Origin of the sequence: Pseudomonas typographi (assembly GCF_014694385.1) — a bacterium.
In the GTDB taxonomy this organism is placed as follows: Bacteria; Pseudomonadota; Gammaproteobacteria; order Pseudomonadales; family Pseudomonadaceae; genus Aquipseudomonas; species Aquipseudomonas typographi.
Genome location: NZ_JAAOCA010000009.1, coordinates 171,864 through 188,826, shown reverse-complemented (window position 1 = coordinate 188,826; position 16,963 = coordinate 171,864). Strand labels below are relative to the sequence as shown.

Here is a 16,963-nt window from a genome sequence, read left to right as displayed (position 1 = left end):
CCCTGCCCGAGTACCCCATCGACCTTGAGTTGTGGCGTGGTAGTGGGCATCACGATGGTCGCGGTAACCCCCAGGCGTTGCGCCGCCAGGGCTACGCCTTGCGCATGGTTACCGGCAGACGCCGTGACTACGCCAGCGGCGCGTTCGGCACCGGTAAGCTGCGCCAGCCGGTTGCAGGCACCGCGCACCTTGAAGGAAAACGTGGGTTGCAGGTCTTCGCGTTTGAACAGGATCTGGTTGCCCAACCGCTCGGACAACCCGCGTGCCGGCTGCAGCGGGGTTTGCACGGCAATGTCATAGACGCGCGCTGCCAAGGTGCGGCGCACATAGTGGGCGAGCAACGCGCTGGTGTAGAACGCGGGGGGTGTTTCGAGTACGGCGGCCATGGGTTCTCCGGTGTCGAAAAGGCCCCGGAGACATCACATGTGGGTGGTTCAGACCCGCCTCCAGGGCGGGTCAGGTGCTAATGCGCTAGCCCGCCATGCTGATAATGGCGGTAATAATGCTCGGCTGGCGCAGCGGCAGGGTCGTATTCATGGGCAGGGAACTTACCGCGGAGCCACCGCTGGCGTCAACCACTCGTCGTATGCAGGGCACTGGTACGGCAGGGAGGCGCCCTAAACCCCATGTGCATCAGAAAGGTGGCAAACATGAAAACCACACGTTTGAGTTCACTGTGCCTTACGGCGCTGCTCGGTCTCTCCAGCGCTGGCGCCTTCGCCGACGCCAGCACCGGGCCCACTAACCCCACATCTAAAGGCGATACACCCGGGGCAGTCAGCACGCCGCCGGGCACCGGCAACCCCGCTGGCGCGGCCACCGACCCTGCACCAGGCAACGGCACCTCGGATGGCCTCAAACCGCAAACCGGCGGCAACCCCGAAGGCAGTTCAATGGGAGGCGACACCACCCGGCCGCTTAACGGCGTGAACGGCATCCAGAAAGGCGGCACGGGCTCCGAAGGCGGCAAAGGTGGCGGCGCCAGCCATTGATACGAGAGGTAAACACCATGGCTACGAAAGCACCGAATGAAGATACACCCGGCCGCCCCACCCCAGGCGGCGGCCGTAACGACCCGGCCATCGACCCCCAGGGCGAAGCAGGCAAGCAGGGGGGCAACGCTGGCGAAAGCACAAAGGGCGGGGGTGACAGCGCCGCCAAGGGCAACAGTTACAGCCCGGACTTCGCGCCTAAACCGGAGGACAAGCCGGGCACCCCCCGCGATGCCGACATTGACACCTCCGGGGGTTAACCTGCGGTTGCGCATTTCATTCAATCCATAGCCCTTCTTAAACCCTTAACGTGGCCCCCGAACTCACTACCTTCGAGGGGCATCATGAACGTTATGCTTTCCATGGCCGCGTTCGCATTGGCCACTTCCATCTCCCCAGGGCCGGTCAACCTCGTGGCCATTAGCGGCGCTGCCCGCTATGGCCTGCCATGTGCGCCACGCCACGTCAGTGGGGCCACCCTAGGTTTTACCGGGTTATTACTGGCCATCGGGCTAGGCTTGCATGGTGTGGTTGCGGCCTCGGCGCTGCTTCCGAGGGGCTAAGGCTGCTCGGGGTCGTTTACCTGTTGTACCCGGCGTTGGTGCTGGCCCGCGACGATGGCCGATTGGACAATGGACCGGCTTCGCCACCGAGTTTTTGCAGCGGTGCGTTGATGCAATGGCTTAACCCTAAGGCTTGGCTGGCGTGCAGTGCCGAAATGGCGGCCTTCGTCGCCGATGGCAACTGGCTGCGCATGGGCCAGTTTGCGGCGATTTATGCGGTGGTGTGTTACCTGTCGCTGGCCAGTTGGGCCTGGACCGGTGCCTACCTGCTGCGCAGGGCCGCGGTGCCGGCAGGGGTGCGGCTGTTCAACCGCGCCATGGCCGCCTTGCTGGCTGGCAGCGCAGGCTATTTGCTGCTGCCTTGATAGTGCCCCGGCGTCGCCGCCAAGTGGCGCTTAAAGGCCCGCTGCAAATGCGCCTGGCCGGCGAACCCCGCGTGGTGAGCCGCTGCGGCGATGCTGCCACCCTGGCGCAGGTGCTCACGGGCCACCTGCACCCGGCGGTTGACCAAAAACGCATGGGGGGGGTGAACCCAAAACGGCGCTTGAAGCTGCGGATCAATTGCGACGGCGAGAGGGCTGCGACCTTACAGATGCGCTGTAACGTCAGCATGCAGGTCACCGGGGTTCATCAGCACCGTAGTGCCGGCCCTGATGGCTTCGCGCTGGCGCAGGTTCAAATACGTGCTGTGCCCAGCGGTCACAGCCCCGATAGAAAAGGTTTCGTGGCTGTGTGCCGCGTGGCCGTGGGCGCGCCCGTCCGCGACCCAGCGTGCTTCAATGGACGGCAGCGCCGGGTCGCGGCAAAAACGGGTAACGGTTTGCATAAGGGGCCTTTTAGCAAACTCTGCTCAAGCCTGGCCGCTACGTCGGCGTTACGGAAGCGTCGGCGGCAGGTAGCTCAAGGTAGTACCCAGCGCCCAGAGCAACACCAACACCAGCGGCACGTGCACCAGCAGTTGCACGAACGAAAAACCGATCAAGTCGCGCGCCTTCAGGCCCAGCACGCCGAGCAGCGGCAGCATATAGAACGGGTTGATCAGGTTGGGCAAGGCTTCGGCCGCGTTGTACACCTGCACCGCCCATCCCAGGTGGTATTGCAGGTCGTTGGCGACCTGCATCACATACGGCGCCTCGATGATCCACTTGCCGCCCCCGGACGGAATGAAGAACCCCAGCACCGCCGAGTACACGCCCATCAGCAGCGCGTAAGTATCGTGGCTGGCCACCTGCACGAAAAACGCCGAAATATGATGGGCCAGGGTCTGCGCGTCGCCGCCTTTGACAGTGGTCATGATTGCCGCGATCGAACCGTACAACGGGAACTGGATCAGCACCCCGGTGGTGGTCGGCACCGCCCGCGCCACCGCGTCGAGAAAGCTGCGCGGGCGCCAATGCAACAGGGCGCCGAGCATGATGAACAAAAAGTTGTAGGTATTGAGGCCAGAAATCGCCACTATCGCCGGTTTGCTGGAGAATTCGTGGGCCAGCCAACCCGCCGCCAGCAGCACCAGAATGATCGTCAGCAGCGGGCTATATTCCAACCATTCGCCCGGTCGCGAACGTTGCGCCAGGGGCGGTAGGCTGAAGACCGGGTCAACTCCACAGGCTTGGGCATCGCGCGCCGCGCCCGGCCCTGGAGCAGTGGCGTAGGCAATGATCACCGATACCACCACCAACACCAGCAGCATCGCCGCGGACTGCCACAGGAAAATCGTTTGGCTGAAGGGGATTACCCCGGTGATGGCCAGGATCGACGGCGGCAAGCTACCGGGGTTGGCCTGCAATTGTGCAGCCGACGACGACAAGCCCAAGGCCCACACCGCGCCCAGCCCCAGGTAGGCCGCCGCGCCTGCTGCGCGGTAATCCATGTGCAGGTCGGCGCGCCGGGCCAGCGCACGCACCAACAGCCCGCCGAACACCAGGGACAAACCCCAGTTGAGCAGCGAAGCCAGCATCGAGATCAGCGCCACCCAAGCCACCGCGCTGCGGCCGTTGCGCGGTAGCCGGGCCAAGCGGTCGATCAGGCGTACGGCCGGGGGTGAGCTGGCCACCACATACCCGCCGATTACCACGAAGGCCATTTGCATGGTGAACGGTATCAGGCTCCAGAACCCGTCACCGAACGCCGTGGCGGTGGCGCTGGGCGTGCCACCCATGGCCAGCGCGCCCAGGGCGACGACCACCACCGCCAGGGCCGCAAATACATAGGAGTCGGGGAACCAACGCTCGGCAAAGCTTGAGCAACGCAGGGCGAAGCGCGCATAAGGGCTGGCGTCTAGGGGAACGGGCATGGGCGTTACCTTTATTGAAATTATTGTTTTTGTGGGCCCTGCAGGGGCCCATACGCTAAGCGGCACGCAGGCCAGCATATGCTTGCGGGTTGCTATGGGGTGAAGCCTGACGTGATGATAGCTGCACCCTTTTGACGGTGCCTTTTGCTACTGGGCTGCGTTGCCGCGCCTCGCCATAAGCCCTGCTATAGCGCCTCGCGGTGCCTTGCCCAACAGCAACATTCACCCGTCAATGCTCGCGCGAAGGTCTGAAACACCCCGCTAGAACGTCATTTCCACCACATCCTCCGGCACCACCAGCTTACCGGCAGTCTTGGCGCGGATTTCCTCGATGCTGACCCCCGGGGCGCGTTCACGCAGCACGAAGGCGCCGTCGATGATTTCGAGCCAGGCAAGGTCCGTGAGCACCTTGCGGATGCAACCGGCCCCGGTCAACGGCAGGGTGCATGCGGGCAATAGCTTGGATTCGCCGTCCTTGGAGGCGTGGGTCATCACCACGATGATATTCTCGGCGCCGGCCACCAGGTCCATCGCCCCCCCCATCCCCTTGACCAACTTGCCGGGGATCATCCACGAGGCGATGTTACCGCGCACGTCCACCTCGAAGGCGCCCAGGACCGTGAGATCGACGTGCCCTCCGCGGATCATGGCGAACGAGGTAGCCGAATCGAAAATCGACGCGCCCACGCGGGCGGTCACGGTCTGCTTGCCGGCGTTGATCATGTCGGCATCGACGGTCGCCTCGGTGGGAAACTCCCCCATGCCCAACAGGCCATTTTCCGATTGCAGCATCACGTCTATGCCAGCCGGTACATAGTTGGCCACCAGGGTGGGAATGCCGATGCCGAGGTTCACGTAATAGCCATCTTGCAACTCACGGGCCACGCGTTGGGCCATTTGTTCACGGGTCAGTGCCATGGTCGTAGCTCCTTATGCCTGCGCCGCAGGATGTGCGTTAGGCTTGAGCGTGCGTTTTTCGATGCGTTTTTCGAAGTGACCCTGGATCACCCGGTCGACGAATATGCCGGGGGTGTGGATCTGGCTGGGAGGCAGTTCGCCGGGCTCGACGATTTCCTCGACCTCGACCACGGTGATGCGCCCGGCGCTGGCGGCCAGTGGGTTGAAGTTCTGCGCGGTGTGGCGGTAGATCACATTGCCAAAGTGGTCGGCCTTCCAGCCCTTGACGATGGCGAAGTCGCCGGTGATGGCCTGTTCGAGCACATAATGGCGGCCGTTGAACTCACGTACCTCCTTGCCTTCAGCCACCGGGGTGCCATAACCGGTAGCGGTGTAGAACGCGGGAATTCCGGCGCCGCCAGCACGTAGTTTCTCTGCCAGGGTGCCTTGGGGAGTAAGCTCCACCTCCAATTCGCCACTGAGCAACTGGCGCTCGAACAACGCATTCTCGCCTACATAAGAGGCAACCATCTTGCGGATCTGCCGGTCTTCGAGCAGCACACCCAGGCCGAAGCCATCCACCCCGCAGTTATTCGACACCACGGTAAGGCCGCGCACGCCCAGGGTGCGGATGTGCGCGATAAGGTTTTCCGGAATGCCGCACAAGCCGAAACCGCCAGCCAGCACGGTCATGCCGTCGGCCAAGCCAGCCAGAGCTTGCTCGTAGGAGTAAACGCGTTTATCCAGCCCTGCCATGCTATTCACCTTTTTTGTTGTTGAGGGCGCCGTAGTGGGCGCCGGGCGCGGCGGCGATGAATTCATTATTGGCTGGGGGCGATCCATTTGTTAATTTTGTTTTATTCATCAATTATTTTGAAAAACAAATGACCATCAAACAGCTTCGCGCGTTCGTCGCCGTCGCCCATCACCTGAGCTTCGCCCAGGCCGGTGAACACTTGCACCTGTCGCAACCGGCGCTGAGCCTGTCGATCAAGGCCCTGGAAGAAGACCTTGGTGGCCCGCTGCTGATCCGCACCACTCGCCACGTGACCCTGACACCCGAAGGGCAAACGTTGCTGCCGTTGGCGCTGCAATTATTGGCCGATTGGGACAACACCGAAGAACTGCTGCGCCAGCACTTCACCCTGCAAACCGGGCGGGTATCGATCGCGGCCATGCCCTCCTTCGCCGGCAACCTACTGCCCGAAGCACTTAGGCGCTTTCGCGACCGCTACCCTAAAGTGAACGTCGCGGTGCATGACGTGATCAATGAACAGGTGCTGGAGATGGTACGCCACCGCCGGGTGGAGCTGGGCATCGGTTTCGAGCCGCAAAGCACCCAAGCGTTGGTATTCACACCGCTTTACACCGACCGGTTCGTGGCCGTGGTGCCAGCAGGTTCGCCGCTGGCGCAGTTCCCGGTAGTGAGTTGGGGGCAGTTGCTGCAGAACGACTTTATTACGCTGCAACGGCCATCGGCGGTGCGCTTGTTACTCGAAGGGGCTATACAAGCACAGCACGGCAAGCTGGCGGTGGCGTTCGAAAGCCACCAACTGAGTACGGTCGGGCGCATGGTTGCCAACGGTTTGGGCGTGAGCGCGGTGCCTTCTCTGTGCATCAGCCAGATGCACGAATTGGGCGCGGTGTGCGTCGCCCTGGAACAGCCGGTGGTGCTGCGCCAAATCGGCATCATGCGCTTGGCTGAACATACGTTGTCGGCGGCAGCGCAGGCCCTGGAAGATGCCTTGGTGGCGGCGGGCCTGGCGCCGGCGCTTAACCCCAGAGGAGAACGAACATGAACACCGTGACATTGGCCGGCAAGGCCGTTCCCGCGATAGGCCAGGGCACCTGGCGTATGGGCGAGGCCCCGAGCCAGCGCGGCGCCGAAATCGCCGCCCTGCGCCTGGGCATCGAGGCGGGCTTGAGCCTGATCGATACGGCCGAAATGTACGGCGAAGGCGGCGCCGAGCAGGTGGTGGGCGAAGCCATCGCCGGCCTGCGCGATCAGGTTTACCTGGTAAGCAAGGTTTACCCGCACCACGCCAGCCGCCAGGGCGTGGTCGAAGCCTGCGAGCGCAGCCTGCAACGCCTGCACACCGACCACCTCGACCTGTACCTGCTGCATTGGCCGGGCTCGCACCCTCTGGAAGACACCATTGAAGGCTTCGAGCGCTTGCGCGAACAAGGAAAAATAGGCCAATGGGGTGTGTCTAACTTTGACGTCGCCGAGATGGCCGAGCTACCCGCGCAGGGCTGTGCGACCAACCAAGTGCTGTATAACCCGGAAACCCGCGGCGTCGAGTTCGATTTGCTGCCGTGGTGCAGGCAACGGGCAATAGCGGTAATGGCCTACTGCCCAATCGGCCAGGGCGGGCGTTTTTTGGAACACCCGCTGCTCAATTCGCTTGCGGCCAAGCACCATGTAAGCCCTGCCGAAGTGAGCCTGGCCTGGGTGATTCGCGACGGTAACACGGTGGCGATTCCCAAGGCCGTGGACCCGGTGCATGTGCGCCTGAATGCCCGCGCGGGCCAACTTGCACTGGATGCCGATGACCTTGCCGCGCTGGATGCCAGCTTCGCGCCGCCTTCGCGCAAGCAACGTTTGCGCATGGTGTGACTATGCTGATGTTCCAGATAAGGAGGTCAACATGGCATTGACTGGCAAAACCGCCTTGGTCACCGGCTCGACCAGCGGCATCGGCTTAGGCATCGCCGATGTACTCGCCCATGCCGGTGCGAATGTGGTACTCAATGGCTTCGGCGACAACCAAGCGGCGGTGAACCATGTTGCCCGCCACGGCGGCCGGGTCGGTTTTCATGGCGCCGACTTAACCGATACCCAGCAAATCGTCGAGCTGTTCGACTATGCCCGGCGGGACTTCTACAGCGTCGATATCTTGGTCAACAATGCCGGCATCCAGTACGTGGCCCCGGTTGAGCAGTTCCCGGTCGAACGCTGGGATGCGGTGATCGCGCTCAACCTGTCGTCAGTGTTCCATTGCACACGCTTGGCCCTGCCAACCATGCAGGCGCGCGACTGGGGGCGGATCATCAACATCGCCTCGGTACATGGCAGCGTGGGCTCTGCCGGCAAGGCCGCCTACGTGGCGGCCAAGCACGGGGTGCTGGGCCTGACCAAAGTGGTGGCACTGGAAACCGCGCGCACCGGCATTACCTGCAATGCGCTATGCCCCGGCTGGGTACTCACCCCACTGGTGCAGCAGCAGATCGACGCCCGCATTGCCGCCGGTGAACCGGCTGAGCAGGCGCGCGCCGCACTGTTGGCCGAAAAACAACCCTCACAGGCCTTCGTAACGCCGCAGCAGTTGGGCGAATTGGCGCTGTTTTTGTGCGGGGCCGCCGCCGAGCAGGTGCGTGGCGCCGCCTGGAACATTGACGGCGGCTGGCTGGCACAGTGAAACAGCCCGCTAGCCCATGCTCAAGCCTCGCCGTCGGGGTCGTCGGCGACCAGCCCCCAGTCGGCCTGGCTCGGCTCAGCCGCGGCGCGCGGCGGTGCCGGCGTGCCGGTGCTATCGCCGGCATCGCCCTGGCGCAATTTAAGGCGAAGGCGCAGGTTGTTCACCGAGTCCGCGTTCTTCAGCGCTTCATCCTCGCTGATCGCGCCCTCGGCCACCAGCGCGTAAAGGGCCTGGTCGAAGGTTTGCATGCCCAGGTTGGTGGATTTTTCCATGATGCCCTTGAGCTCGCCGAACTCGCCACGGTGGATCAAGTCGCGAATGGTCGGCGTGCCCAGCATCACTTCCACCGCCGCACGGCGCTTGTTGTCGATGGTCTTGACCAGCCGCTGGGAAACGAACGCCTGCAGGTTGTTACCCAGGTCTTGCAGCAACTGTGGGCGGCGCTCTTGCGGAAAGAAATTGATAATGCGGTCCAGCGCTTGGTTGGCATTGTTGGCGTGCAGGGTGGAGATCGCCAGGTGGCCCGTGTCGGCGAAGGCCAGGGCGTGCTCCATGGTTTCACGGTCGCGGACCTCGCCGATCAAGATCACATCCGGTGCCTGGCGCAGGGTGTTCTTCAACGCGGCATGGAAGCTACGGGTGTCGACGCCCACCTCGCGCTGGTTGATGATGCACTTCTTATGGCGGTGGATGTATTCGACCGGGTCTTCGATAGTAATGATATGCCCGCTGCTGGTACGGTTGCGGTGGTCGATCAATGCCGCAAGCGAGGTCGACTTGCCGGAGCCGGTGCCGCCCACGAACAGCACCAAGCCCCGCGTGCGCAGCACCACCTCGAGCAATACCGGTGGCAGCTTCAGGTCTTCGAAGCGCGGGATCTCCAGCTTGATGTTGCGCACCACCATCGACACTTCGCCGCGCTGTTTGAAGACATTCACCCGAAAACGCCCGACACCACTGATCGACAGTGCCAGGTTCATTTCCAAGTCTTTTTCGAAATCGGCACGTTGTTCGGCGTCCATGATGCTGGCGGCAACCTGCGCGACATCGCCGGGGCGCAGCGGGTCGCTGCCCAAGGGCCGCAGCACGCCGTTGAACTTGGCACAGGGTGGCGCCCCGGTCGCCAAGTAAAGGTCCGAGCCGTCCTGCGTGGCCAATATTTTCAACAGGGCCTGAAGGTCCATAGCGGTAGTGTCCGTGGGCAGTCATCGATGATTAAGGTATAGCTTGGCGGTTCACCCGCCCACAGGCAACTAGAGGTTCAAGGCATGAATGATCCAACCTTGGCGCCCGGCGCCGACACCCTACTCGACGCGTTATGCGCCAGCGCCGGGCTCGCCGAGCGTACGCACCTGGCCCAGCAACTGCGCCTGCTTTGCCAGGCCCAGGCGGTGGAACTGGAAGCCTGCCAAGCGCGGCTGCAATCGGCGCTGAGTGCCAGCGAGGGCGTCGGCACCTGGGATTGGAACATTCGCTCCGACCGTTTCGAGGTGGATGGCCGCTTCGCCCTGATGCATCAGGTAGACCCGAGCGAAGCGGGCCGGCGGCCCATCGACGATTACCTGCAAGCGGTGCACCCGGATGACCGTGGCCGTGTGGCCCGGCAGATCCGCGCATGCTTGCACGGCCAAGATGATTTCCGCCAGGAGTACCGCCTGCGCGGCAATGCCGAGGCAGAGGGCGCCGAACAATGGCGTTGGATGCTCGCCCATGGCCGCTGCCTGCGCGATAAACATGGGCGGCCAGCACGCTTCATGGGCGCGGCACTGGACATCACCGAGCGCAAACAACAAGAGCAGCGGCTGCGGGAACTCAACGAAAACCTCGAACTAAGGGTGGCCGAGCGTACCCAGGCGCTGGCCGAGCTGAACCAGCGCCTACAGGATGAAATGCAAGCGCATGCCCGCAGCGAAGAGGCGCTGCGCCATGCGCAGAAGATGGAAGCGGTGGGGCAACTGACCGGCGGCATCGCCCATGACTTCAACAACATGCTAACGGGCGTGATTGGTAGCCTCGACCTGCTCAAACGCTACCTCGACGCCGGCCGTGCCGCTGAGGTGGGGCGTTTCGTAGATGCCGCGACCGGTTCGGCGCAACGGGCCGCTGCCCTCACCCATCGGCTGCTGGCGTTCTCCCGCCGCCAGCCGTTGGACCGCCGGCGGGTAGAACCCAATGCATTGATATTAATGCTGCGGGAATTAATGCTGCGCACCACCGGCGAACAAATCCATCTGGAACTGGCCTTGCAGGAGGACACGTGGGCCGTGGAAACAGACGCCAACCAGCTTGAAAATGCCCTGCTCAACCTGGTGATCAATGCCCGCGACGCCATGCCTGGGGGCGGCACGCTACGCATCAGCAGCCGTAACTTGCAGATGAGCGAGCCACGCGACAACACCCCGATGGAACGCATACGCCCAGGGCCTTACGTGATGCTGAGCGTTTCCGATAATGGTATGGGCATGCCCGAGAGTGTGCGGGCCAAGGCCTTCGAGCCGTTTTTCACCACCAAGCCTACCGGCCAAGGCACCGGCCTTGGCCTGTCGATGATCTACGGTTTTGCCCAGCAAAGCGGCGGCCATGTGATACTTGAGAGCAACGCTGGCAGTGGCACCACGGTGAACCTGTTGCTGCCGCGCCATCGCGACCCTGCCTCGCTCGATCCGAGCCCTGCGCAAGAGCCCCGTGCGCCGGTGGCGGTAGGCGGCGAAAGCGTGCTGGTGGTCGAAGATGATCCGGCCGTGCGCTTGCTGATCCTCAACCTGCTCGACGAACTGGGGTACCAAGGTCACCCGGCCGCCGATGCCGACGTTGCAGTGCCGTTGCTCGAGTCGAACCTGCGCATCGACCTGCTCGTCACCGATGTGGGCCTACCCGGCACCAATGGCCGCCAGTTGGCGGAAATCGCCCGGCGCTTACGCCCCGGCATTAAAGTGTTGTTCATGACCGGCTACGTCGGCCAGGACGCCACGACCGACGAAATGCAAGACGCTGGCATGGCCATCGTCAGCAAACCCTTCACCCTGGACGCCCTGGCCCGCTACCTACACGGCATGCTCAAGGGATGATGGCGCTCGCTGGTTGCGGCCCGAACAGCCCAACAGCGCAGCGCCCGCTCAGGCCCTCAACACCTGCCGCGCCATCCCTACCCCGCTTTATCGCCGGCCGTTCGCTGCAACGCGTCGACCAACCCGCGCACCGCCGCTAGCAAGCGTGGCAGTTGGGCCGGGTCCTGCTGGGCGGCCTCACAGGCATCGATCACCCCCTGAGCCTTCACGATCCGCGCGCCGCCGAGTACCCGGTGCACCACTCGGTGGTCTGCGCCGCCCTGCAACAGGGCCAGATCCGCCTGCAAGGTTTCCAGCAACATGTGCCTGAGGTTATCGATGGCCTCGGCGCGGCCGCCACCCAGGCGGCCTAACGACTGCGCATCGAACACCTCCCCTTCGTCGCCGCCGGGCGATGCGGCCGCAGGTGCGGGTGCTGGCGCGGCCAGCGCCTCGGCCAGCTCATTGAGCCCCAACGGCTTGAGCAAACAGGCATCCATGCCCGCCTCGGCGCAACGCTGGGGCGGTTCCGGGCCAGGGTCGGCGGTGCAACCCAGCACCCTGACCGGCGCCAGGCCCTTGCGCCGCTCCTCCAGGCGGATCGCGCGGGCCATGTCATAGCCATCCATGCCAGGCATGTTGCAATCGCAGATCACACGGTCGAAGTGCCCGCCCAACCACGCCTTAAGGCCCTCGGCCCCGCTGCTGGCCAACACCACCCGGTGGCCTAGGTAGCGCAGCTGCTGATCAAGCAGTAAGCGGTTAGGCGAGTAGTCGTCTACCACGAGAATATCCAGCGCCGCCTGCGGCAGCGGTTCTTGCCAACCGGGTGCGGCGACCTCACCGGGCACTTCGCATTGGGCCAGCCGCAGGTTCACTTCCACCCGTGTGCCCCGCCCCAGTTGGCTGCGCAAGCGTAATTGGCCACCCATCAGCCGGCACAGGTGCTGGCAGATACTCAAACCGAGGCCCGCCCCGGCACGCCCAGCCTGGCTATGGTTACTCGCCTGGCAATAGGGCTGGCCAAGGTTGGCCAGCTCTTGCTCGGGGATGCCGATGCCGGTGTCGCTGACCACCAAGGTGACCTGCAATTGGTCGCCGCAGGTTTCGCCCAACAAGCGCACGCGCACCTGCCCCTGCTCCGTGAACTTGATCGCATTGCTCAGCAGGTTGCTCAATACCTGGCGCAAGCGCATCGGGTCGGCACACACGCCCCACTGCGTACCGCGGCAATCCCAGGCCAGGGTGATGCCCTTTTGCCGGGCCTGGGCCTGGAACAACTGCACACAGTTACCCACCAAACGGTCTAGCCGCAAGGGGTGTGGCTGCAAGGCCAGGTGCCCCGACTCCAGCCGGGTCATGTCCAACACATCGTTGAGTAACTCCAGCAGCCCCTTGGCCGCCTCGGTAGCCACGTCCAGCGCCAAGCAGTTGAGCCGGCCTTGCTCGGCGTGGCGCCGGGCCAATTCAAGCATGCCCAATACGGCGTTCATGGGGGTACGGATCTCGTGGCTGGCAGTGGCCAAAAAGCGCGACTTGGCCTGGTTCGCAGCCTCAGCCGCATCCTTGGCTTGCTGCAACTGCTCATAAAGCCTTTGCCGCTCGGTCACATCGACCCACCCGCAAATGATGCCGGCGATTTGCCCGTCTCGGTCGCGGTACGGCAGCAGCCAGTGGTAGATGATCAGGTCTTCGCCATCACGCAACCTCAAGCGGCGGTCGCCCACCACCGGTTCACCGGCCGCCATCGCTTGGCGGGAAAGGTGTTCGAACCGTTGGCCCTGGCCAGGCGCCAACGGCACGCTTTCGCCGACGCAGCGCCCTATCACTTGCTCGCGGGTGACATTCAGCGCTTGCAAGTAACTGGCATTGCAGTTGAGCAGGCGGCCATCGCGGTCGCGCACGTATAACGGGTGCGGCGTGCCATCGATCAACACCCGCATGAACTCCAACTGGTCGGTGAGCGCGGCTTCGGCGAGTTCACGCCGGCGAATCTGCCGGCGCAGATAATCGACCCAGCCCAGGGCCAGCAGGCAGAGCAACACGGCGGCGATCAGCCCACCAATCAGCGCCACACCGTAACGCGGCCAGGGCGACACGCCCACGGTGATATCCCCACGCCAGCGCTGGCTAATGTCTTCGAGTTCCGACACGCTGAGGCTTTGCAATGCCTTGTCGACAATGCCGGCGAGCGCTCCGGCCTCCGGCATCAGGGCGAAACGGTAGCGCACCGGGGCGAGTGGCAAGGGCGTATCGATCTTCAACTTGCCGTTGTAATCCCTGGCTACCAACGCGCGTGCGCTGATCAATGGCAACAACGCGGCATCGGCGCGGCCTTGCGCCACTTGCAACAGGGAGTCCGCATCGCCCAGGGCCAAGTACCGCTTCACACTAGGCGCCAGTTCGTGTACCGCGGTGTAGGAAGGGCTGCTTTGCGGTATGGCCAGGGTAAGCCCGCCCAAGTCCTCGAGCCCTTTAAGCGGTGGCCCGTCGCTGCGGCTGACCAGCACTTGGCTACTGGTCAACCAGTGCCGGCTGAAACGCATGCGTTCACCCAGCACCTCGGTGGCCGGTACACTGGCGGCCATGGCCACCTCACCGCGCTCCAACGCCCCCAGCAACCCGGGCAGGTTCGGTTCGGCCACCGGTTCGAAACGCAGCCCGGTCAATTGCGCCACACGGCTGAGCACATCACTGGCGATCCCGCGCACGTGGCCCTGGTCATCGAAATACGCCACCGGCACGTAGAAGCTGTTCAGCGCCACCTTTACGCTGGGGTGCTGCGCGATCCACTGGCGCTCGGCTTCGGTCAGTTGCAGGCGGGCCGCTGCGGGCGCTTCGATCGTATTGAGCCCCCAACTGCGCAATACTTGCAGGCGCAGCGGCTCGCCCAAGCCGTCGAGGGCCACATCGACCAAGCGCGCCAGCTCCGGGCTGGCCGGGTTCAAGGCCAGCCCTACCCCATTGGAACCGGCCGCCGGAAACTGCGCCAGGCGCAAGTTATTCAGTTGGCTGCGGTTCAACTGCGCACGCAGCGCCAAGGCGTTGCCCAGCACCGCGTCGGCTTGGCCGAACGACACCGCGCCCAACGCCGCCAGCAGCGAAGGGTAGTAGCGCACGTGTGCCTGTGGGTACAGCGCGTCCACCTGGCCGGCTGGCATGTAGCCGGGCAGCATGGCCAGGCGCAGCCCCACGGTTTTTTGCTCGCGGTCGTCGTCGATGCGCCGCACCAATGCGGCCTGGTCAGGCAGGTAGGGCGTGCTCAGCAATGTGCCATGCTGGCTGGCCTCGAAAGCATTGGCGCTGCCGATCACATCAATACGCCCGTCGACCAACGCGTCGAATGCTTGCTCACGGTTGTTCAGCCGCACCACCTCAAGTTGCAACCCCAGCACCGTGCCCACCGCCGCAATCACATCGGCGCTCACTCCCTCGTAATCACCACCCGCGCCGGCCAGGTCGAACGGTGGGTATTCAATCTCGGCAACGCCCACCCGCAACACCTGCCGCTGGGCCAGCCAACGGCGGTCTGCCGCGGCCAACGAAATACGGGCGGTCAACGCCGCGGGCAGTTTCGAACGGCTGTTCACTTGCACGGCGCCCCCTGTACCGCCCAACCTGCGCACAAACCCCACAGCAGCCCCATCCAAATCAAGCGGCGCATATCAGGACAACGCATGGCGCTTGGCGATATCCGCCAGGGCCACCAGTGAATTGACCTTCAGCTTGTTCATCAAGCGGTGCTTGTAGCTGCTGACCGTTTTAATGCTCAGGGCCAGGTTGGCGGCGGTGTCCTTGTTGTTGTAACCGCGTGCCAAGTGGTGCAACACCATCAGCTCACGGTCGCTCAAAGAGGCCAGGGAATCCCGCTCGCTGCCGCTCAATTCGTTGCGGTTCACCGTGCTGTAAGCCACGCTGGGGAAGTAGCTGTAGCCACTGATCACCGCCTGCACGGCGTTGCGCAGCTCGCCTAGGTCGTCGCCTTTTGACACATACGCCATGGCACCGGCGCGCAGGCAGCGGATCGAATAGAACTCCGCCGGTTGCGAGGTCAGTACCATGATCCGCATGGGCAAGTGCAAAGCTTGCAGCCGGTGGATAACGGTCAAGCCATCAAGCTGCGGCATGGATAAATCAACGATCACAAGGTCTGGGACATGCTCGCGGGCCAACACCAGGGCCTGGCGGCCATTCTCGGCCTCGGCCACCAGTTGCACGCGCTGCTGCTCCAGCAACAGCCCGACACTGGCACGAATGAAAGGGTGATCGTCGACGATCAGGGCTCGGTACATGGCTCTCTCCTTGGCACGCTACCGGTGATAGGGGGAGCAGGATTATGGAGAACCCATGGCCCCGTGTTCTGTAGGACTTTTCAGCAATTGCTGTAGGAATGTGGGAAATCTCTACAGGGCCGTTTCGCAAGCCAGCGGGATACTTTCCAAGATTTTTCCAGTGCTCAGCAGTCAACCCCTGAAACACAAAAGGAAATCGCTAATGCCTGACCTCGACCTGCCCGCCGGCCTGCATTATGTGGACGACGCCCAGCCAGGGCTGACCCGGCGCAAACTGCGTGGGCACTTCGCGTATTTCGATGCCCAGGGGGGGCGCCTGCGTGACCCTGCACGAATCGCGCAGATCAACGCCCTGGCGATACCGCCGGCCTATACCGATGTGTGGATTTGCCCCGACCCGCAAGGCCACTTGCAGGCCACCGGGCGCGACGCGCGCGGGCGCAAGCAGTACCGTTACCACCCGCGCTGGCGGGAGGTACGCGACGCGGATAAATATGCGCGCCTGCGCGATTTCGGCGCGAGCCTGCCGAAGGTACGCCGGCAGCTCGAAGCGCACCTGACCACGCCAGGGCTGTCGCGCAACAAGGTCATGGCATTGGTGATCACACTACTGGACCAGACGCTGATCCGCATCGGCAACAGCCAATATGCGCGGGACAACCACTCCTATGGCCTGACCACCTTGCTCAATGACCATGTTCAGGTCAAAGGCAGCGCGCTGACGTTCCACTTTCGTGGCAAAAGCGGTGTGGAGCATGCGGTTAAGGTAACCGACAAACGTTTGGCAAGGATCGTAAAGCGTTGCCAAGACCTTCCCGGGCAGCACCTGTTCCAATACCTGGACGATGACGGCGAACGGCATAACGTGAGTTCTCACGACGTGAACGAATACCTCAAAACGCTACACGGCAGCGATTTTACCGCTAAAGACTACCGCACCTGGGCGGGGTCGGCCTTGGCCCTGGCAATGTTGCGCGAGTTGCATTGGCAGCCCGAGCCCCAGGCCAAACGCCATATCGTCGACATGGTCAAGCACGTGGCGCGGGCACTGGGCAACACGCCGGCCGTGTGCCGGCGCTGCTATATCCATCCGGCGGTGTTGGAGAACTTCGCCCTGGGCGAGTTGGCCAAGCTGCCAAAGCCGCGCAAGCGCCAGGGCTTGAGGCCCGAGGAAGTGGCACTGGCGACGTTCCTGGAAAACCTGGCCCACGCCGGCGAGCCGCTACCTTGATGGCGCTGCACTGCGTGGGCCTGGCACCGCTTACTCGGGTTGCTTGGGTTCGCGCTCGCGCTGGGTTTCCCCTTGACGGTTCAGGCGCTTATGTTCACTGCCCACTTTGCCTGCGTTTTCGGGCTTATGGTCGAGGTCTTCGCGTTTAGAGGGTTCGCTCATGAGTGTTCTCCTGGGGTTGTCAGGGTAAGACACCGGTCGGGGCCCATTGGTTTGCGCTGAACTCTGT

General features: G+C 63.5%; 15 protein-coding genes and 2 pseudogenes. 8 read left to right on the top strand and 9 right to left on the bottom strand.

Going from position 1 to position 16,963, the window contains the following annotated elements; all coding sequences use genetic code 11:
* Positions 1 to 386 (bottom strand): pyridoxal-phosphate dependent enzyme (locus HAQ05_RS09560; RefSeq protein WP_190419785.1); only part of this gene is annotated, 386 nt, incomplete at its 3' end.
* 264 nt (positions 387 to 650) lie between these two features.
* On the opposite strand from HAQ05_RS09560, the gene HAQ05_RS09555 reads away from it, so the two are divergent.
* The 3 genes and pseudogenes from HAQ05_RS09555 to HAQ05_RS09545 all read left to right on the top strand — a co-directional run bounded on the left by HAQ05_RS09555 (position 651) and on the right by HAQ05_RS09545 (position 1,920).
* Entirely contained in the window at positions 651 to 992 is a 342-nt protein-coding gene (locus HAQ05_RS09555) for a hypothetical protein (RefSeq protein ID WP_190419783.1), read from the top strand.
* 17 nt (positions 993 to 1,009) lie between these two features.
* A complete protein-coding gene (locus HAQ05_RS09550; protein WP_190419807.1) occupies positions 1,010 to 1,252 on the top strand; it encodes a hypothetical protein in 243 nt (80 codons plus the stop codon).
* Between the two features lie 84 nt (positions 1,253 to 1,336).
* A pseudogene (locus tag HAQ05_RS09545) lies at positions 1,337 to 1,920 on the top strand (LysE family translocator).
* On the opposite strand, the pseudogene HAQ05_RS09540 reads toward HAQ05_RS09545, so the two are convergent.
* The 4 genes and pseudogenes from HAQ05_RS09540 to HAQ05_RS09525 all read right to left on the bottom strand — a co-directional run bounded on the left by HAQ05_RS09540 (position 1,902) and on the right by HAQ05_RS09525 (position 5,501).
* Positions 1,902 to 2,381, bottom strand: a pseudogene (locus HAQ05_RS09540) (AraC family transcriptional regulator). The pseudogenes HAQ05_RS09545 and HAQ05_RS09540 overlap by 19 nt on opposite strands.
* A gap of 48 nt (positions 2,382 to 2,429) precedes the next feature.
* Positions 2,430 to 3,848: a short-chain fatty acid transporter gene (locus tag HAQ05_RS09535; protein WP_190419781.1), complete on the bottom strand. Its 1,419-nt coding sequence runs from the start codon at positions 3,846 to 3,848 to the stop codon at positions 2,430 to 2,432.
* Positions 3,849 to 4,109: 261 nt separating this feature from the next.
* Positions 4,110 to 4,766 carry a CoA transferase subunit B gene (locus tag HAQ05_RS09530; RefSeq protein WP_190419779.1) on the bottom strand — a complete coding sequence of 219 codons (657 nt, stop codon included), beginning with the start codon at positions 4,764 to 4,766 and terminating at the stop codon, positions 4,110 to 4,112.
* Between the two features lie 12 nt (positions 4,767 to 4,778).
* Positions 4,779 to 5,501: a CoA transferase subunit A gene (locus HAQ05_RS09525; protein ID WP_190419777.1), complete on the bottom strand. Its 723-nt coding sequence runs from the start codon at positions 5,499 to 5,501 to the stop codon at positions 4,779 to 4,781.
* Between the two features lie 128 nt (positions 5,502 to 5,629).
* Here HAQ05_RS09525 and HAQ05_RS09520 point away from each other — a divergent pair, with 128 nt between their 5' ends.
* From HAQ05_RS09520 to HAQ05_RS09510, 3 genes are read left to right on the top strand one after another with little or no spacing between them, the layout of a single operon-like run.
* Positions 5,630 to 6,544 (top strand): LysR family transcriptional regulator, encoded by a 915-nt coding sequence (locus HAQ05_RS09520; protein ID WP_190419775.1) that lies wholly within the window; start codon positions 5,630 to 5,632, stop codon positions 6,542 to 6,544.
* Positions 6,541 to 7,362 (top strand): aldo/keto reductase, encoded by an 822-nt coding sequence (locus HAQ05_RS09515; RefSeq protein ID WP_190419773.1) that lies wholly within the window; start codon positions 6,541 to 6,543, stop codon positions 7,360 to 7,362. Before HAQ05_RS09520 ends, HAQ05_RS09515 begins: the two co-directional genes overlap by 4 nt.
* Before the next feature lie 31 nt (positions 7,363 to 7,393).
* On the top strand, positions 7,394 to 8,164 hold the full coding sequence (locus HAQ05_RS09510) for a 3-hydroxybutyrate dehydrogenase (RefSeq protein ID WP_190419771.1): 771 nt from the start codon (positions 7,394 to 7,396) through the stop codon (positions 8,162 to 8,164).
* Positions 8,165 to 8,184: 20 nt separating this feature from the next.
* Here HAQ05_RS09510 and HAQ05_RS09505 read toward each other — a convergent pair whose 3' ends face one another.
* Positions 8,185 to 9,348, bottom strand: coding sequence for a PilT/PilU family type 4a pilus ATPase (locus HAQ05_RS09505; RefSeq protein ID WP_190419769.1), 1,164 nt, complete (start codon positions 9,346 to 9,348; stop codon positions 8,185 to 8,187).
* A gap of 84 nt (positions 9,349 to 9,432) precedes the next feature.
* Here HAQ05_RS09505 and HAQ05_RS09500 point away from each other — a divergent pair, with 84 nt between their 5' ends.
* Positions 9,433 to 11,232, top strand: a complete 1,800-nt coding sequence (locus tag HAQ05_RS09500; protein WP_190419767.1) for an ATP-binding protein — start codon at positions 9,433 to 9,435, stop codon at positions 11,230 to 11,232.
* Positions 11,233 to 11,309: 77 nt separating this feature from the next.
* On the opposite strand, the gene HAQ05_RS09495 is transcribed toward HAQ05_RS09500, so the two are convergent.
* Positions 11,310 to 14,807: an ATP-binding protein gene (locus tag HAQ05_RS09495; protein ID WP_190419765.1), complete on the bottom strand. Its 3,498-nt coding sequence runs from the start codon at positions 14,805 to 14,807 to the stop codon at positions 11,310 to 11,312.
* 69 nt (positions 14,808 to 14,876) lie between these two features.
* The gene (locus HAQ05_RS09490; protein ID WP_190419763.1) at positions 14,877 to 15,503 is read right to left on the bottom strand and encodes a response regulator transcription factor; all 627 of its coding nucleotides are present in this window, start codon (positions 15,501 to 15,503) and stop codon (positions 14,877 to 14,879) included.
* Between the two features lie 202 nt (positions 15,504 to 15,705).
* Between HAQ05_RS09490 and HAQ05_RS09485 the strand changes: the two genes are divergently transcribed.
* Positions 15,706 to 16,734 (top strand): DNA topoisomerase IB, encoded by a 1,029-nt coding sequence (locus HAQ05_RS09485; RefSeq protein WP_190419761.1) that lies wholly within the window; start codon positions 15,706 to 15,708, stop codon positions 16,732 to 16,734.
* A 30-nt stretch (positions 16,735 to 16,764) separates the two neighbouring features.
* On the opposite strand, the gene HAQ05_RS29060 is transcribed toward HAQ05_RS09485, so the two are convergent.
* Positions 16,765 to 16,896: a hypothetical protein gene (locus tag HAQ05_RS29060; protein ID WP_274601981.1), complete on the bottom strand. Its 132-nt coding sequence runs from the start codon at positions 16,894 to 16,896 to the stop codon at positions 16,765 to 16,767.
* Positions 16,897 to 16,963: the final 67 nt, after the last annotated feature.

Coding starts and splice junctions, on each gene's coding strand:
- HAQ05_RS09555 (WP_190419783.1), top strand. CDS start 651: ATGAAAACCACACGTTTGAGTTCACTGTGCCTTACGGCGCTGCTCGGT.
- HAQ05_RS09550 (WP_190419807.1), top strand. CDS start 1,010: ATGGCTACGAAAGCACCGAATGAAGATACACCCGGCCGCCCCACCCCA.
- HAQ05_RS09535 (WP_190419781.1), bottom strand. CDS start 3,848: ATGCCCGTTCCCCTAGACGCCAGCCCTTATGCGCGCTTCGCCCTGCGT.
- HAQ05_RS09530 (WP_190419779.1), bottom strand. CDS start 4,766: ATGGCACTGACCCGTGAACAAATGGCCCAACGCGTGGCCCGTGAGTTG.
- HAQ05_RS09525 (WP_190419777.1), bottom strand. CDS start 5,501: ATGGCAGGGCTGGATAAACGCGTTTACTCCTACGAGCAAGCTCTGGCT.
- HAQ05_RS09520 (WP_190419775.1), top strand. CDS start 5,630: ATGACCATCAAACAGCTTCGCGCGTTCGTCGCCGTCGCCCATCACCTG.
- HAQ05_RS09515 (WP_190419773.1), top strand. CDS start 6,541: ATGAACACCGTGACATTGGCCGGCAAGGCCGTTCCCGCGATAGGCCAG.
- HAQ05_RS09510 (WP_190419771.1), top strand. CDS start 7,394: ATGGCATTGACTGGCAAAACCGCCTTGGTCACCGGCTCGACCAGCGGC.
- HAQ05_RS09505 (WP_190419769.1), bottom strand. CDS start 9,348: ATGGACCTTCAGGCCCTGTTGAAAATATTGGCCACGCAGGACGGCTCG.
- HAQ05_RS09500 (WP_190419767.1), top strand. CDS start 9,433: ATGAATGATCCAACCTTGGCGCCCGGCGCCGACACCCTACTCGACGCG.
- HAQ05_RS09490 (WP_190419763.1), bottom strand. CDS start 15,503: ATGTACCGAGCCCTGATCGTCGACGATCACCCTTTCATTCGTGCCAGT.
- HAQ05_RS09485 (WP_190419761.1), top strand. CDS start 15,706: ATGCCTGACCTCGACCTGCCCGCCGGCCTGCATTATGTGGACGACGCC.
- HAQ05_RS29060 (WP_274601981.1), bottom strand. CDS start 16,896: ATGAGCGAACCCTCTAAACGCGAAGACCTCGACCATAAGCCCGAAAAC.